At 66.4% G+C, this 2,233-nt stretch carries 4 protein-coding genes; 1 reads left to right on the plus strand and 3 read right to left on the minus strand.

Annotated elements, in window-relative coordinates:
* Window positions 1–133: 133 nt before the first annotated feature.
* The 3 genes from AC01FP_RS17035 to AC01FP_RS17045 form a co-directional block, all read right to left on the minus strand.
* Window positions 134–982: a PD-(D/E)XK nuclease-like domain-containing protein gene (locus AC01FP_RS17035; protein ID WP_474481868.1), complete on the minus strand. Its 849-nt coding sequence runs from the start codon at window positions 980–982 to the stop codon at window positions 134–136.
* Window positions 979–1,323: a hypothetical protein gene (locus AC01FP_RS17040; RefSeq protein WP_474481869.1), complete on the minus strand. Its 345-nt coding sequence runs from the start codon at window positions 1,321–1,323 to the stop codon at window positions 979–981. The genes AC01FP_RS17035 and AC01FP_RS17040 overlap by 4 nt, the downstream gene beginning before the upstream one ends.
* Window positions 1,324–1,464: 141 nt before the next feature.
* A complete protein-coding gene (locus AC01FP_RS17045; RefSeq protein ID WP_474481871.1) occupies window positions 1,465–2,202 on the minus strand; it encodes a hypothetical protein in 738 nt (245 codons plus the stop codon).
* Between AC01FP_RS17045 and AC01FP_RS17050 the strand changes: the two genes are divergently transcribed.
* Window positions 2,180–2,233 (plus strand): hypothetical protein (locus AC01FP_RS17050; RefSeq protein ID WP_474481873.1); only part of this gene is annotated, 54 nt, incomplete at its 3' end. The two genes, AC01FP_RS17045 and AC01FP_RS17050, sit on opposite strands and share 23 nt — an antisense overlap.

Consider the following 2,233-nt stretch of genomic DNA (forward strand, 5'->3'; position numbering starts at 1 on the left):
GCCATGCGCTGGGCGGCGTCAAAGGCGGCGATGCCGCTGAACACCTGCAGGGTGTCCGCCTGCACCGCCAGTGCGGAAGCGGAGACGGAACTGGAGGGCGCATCGGCGCCGCTCACAAGGGTGGGGTTGCTCATTAGAAGAGGTCAATGGAATCCAGATGAATTTCTTCGCTTTCGGGAAGGCTAAAACTGCTGGGCGCAGGACGGAAGGCCTGGCGGCCGTGGCTGGGCCAGCTGCCACTGGCCTGGCAGGCGGCGATCCGCTGGAAGGCCTCCTCCCGTCGCTGCAGCCCCGTCTGCAGGTCCTGCCCATCGAAGATCAGCAGGCTGCAGTCGATCGCCGCGGCCGGATCGCTCGGCCACTCGAAGGCGATCACCCCGGTTTCGACCGGTTCGGTGCCGCAACGGTCCTGCTGGCCCAGGGCCAGATGGGCGATCTGCAGGTCGTAGGCCAGATCCTTTGCCTGCCAGTAGAAGCGGCGCGGCACGGCGCTGCGCGTCTTCTTGAGATCGAACAGGCGGCCGTCGCTGGTCACCACATCCGGCAGGCAGCGGCAGGGCCGGCCCGCTTCGTCTTGCCAGAAGTGGGGCTGCTGGCTGGCCGCCGGGTCCAGGGCCGCCAGCACCTCCCCCACCACTGGGTCTGCATGCAGGGCATCGCGGATGCGCAGGGCCTGCTCCACCATCTCGTGGCTCACCGGCGTCAGTCCGGCTGCCTCGGCCTCGGCGCAGTTGGCGGCACCGGCCTTGGTGTTGCGGGCAATCGATTTGAACGCCGCAAAGCGCTCCTCGATGCGGAACGGTGGGGTGAGTAGGGCATCGACCAGATCCCCCTTGACCATGTCTGGTGAGGGTACGAACGGCGCCGCTTCTGGCCCAAAGCGCTGCCACCAGGCCCGCATCGTGCCGGTGACCGCCGCCTTAAGGGCAGTGGGAGACCAGGCGGGATGGCGGTGGTAGTCAGTTAGCGAGAGGTTGCTCATGGGCTCTCCTCCTGGCCGTGGCCGAGAACGAGCCGCCTTGCCTCCAGCAGTGACGGGCACAGGCCTGAGTCAATACCGCCGCCGCGGCAGTGCAGCAGGGTGGCCACGTAGCCGCCGCAAGCGCTCTGGCGGAAACTGATGGCGATGCCGTGGCCGGCGAGGGCCGCGAGGGATTCAGCTGTGATGGCCGGCCAGTGCTGCTGCCAGGCGGCAAGGGCAGCAGAGAAAGCGGCCTGAATCAAGGTGTAGTGCTCCAGCTCGGAGCGAAGAGGATCCTGGGGGGCCAGGCCATCAGGGGACCTGGAATCGGTATCAGGAGAGCCGCGTTCGGCGCAATTCACAAGTCCTAGCAGGTTGACGCCAAAGCTACCCCTATTGCCACACTTTCGGGAACGCTAAAAGCAAGTATTCCGCCTGCGCATAATTACTGCTTTGTAGTGCTTGTCACGGCAGCAGCCTGGGTCCGCGTGCTGCCGCCTAGTTCAGGAGGCGCCGCTCTCCACCTCGGAGTCGAGCAGCTCCGGTGCCGCCTCTCGCACCCAGTCAGCGAGGGCCTGGCGGGCAATAGGCACGATGGCTGGTGCCAGCCGCTCGCCTGCGAACAGGGCGTTCTCGATCGCCTCTACCTGCTCCATCGGCAGATCACCGGCCTTGCGCAGCACCTGCATCGCTGCCGATACCGGGCGTGCGCCGACATGCTCCACAGCCCGCTCAAACAGGCTGCGCAGCTGCTTGGTCTCGATCTCCGCGTCGATCTCTTCTTGACGGGGCCAAAGCCCAGCCGGTCCCTCCAGTTTGCCGATGTAGCAGGCGAACCAGTCCTCAGCGCCCCAAAGGCGGCCGTCGGGGTGGCGGACAGGTTGGGCCCGTTGCACCCGATCGCGCAGGGTCCGGTCTTTGATCGGGCCCCGGTCCTCTAGGGCCAGGCACTCGTTGAGCACCCCTAGCTGGATGAAGGTGCTGGGCTGGGGCTGGTGGACCTTGCCGTTCTCCAGGTTCCCCCACTGGCCGCCGGCTACCCGCAAGGACCAGGGGATTAGGGCAGGACAAGCCTTGGCCCAGTCCTGGGCAGTGGTCACCGACCAGTCGTTGCTGCGCCGCCAGTTGCGCAGAAACTTGCCGAACTGCACCCGGGCGGCATCGAGCTTGTGCTGAAGGCTCTGCACGGGGTTGGTCGCCGAGAGGGTCGGACTGGTGGTGGGCCTGCAAAGCAATGGCAAGGTGAGTCAGGAGCAGGCCTACGCCGAGATC

This window comes from Cyanobium sp. NIVA-CYA 375 (assembly GCF_056108345.1).

Excerpts from the sequence above, each read along its gene's own strand:
- AC01FP_RS17035 (WP_474481868.1), bottom strand. The coding sequence starts at position 982 with ATGAGCAACCTCTCGCTAACTGACTACCACCGCCATCCCGCCTGGTCT.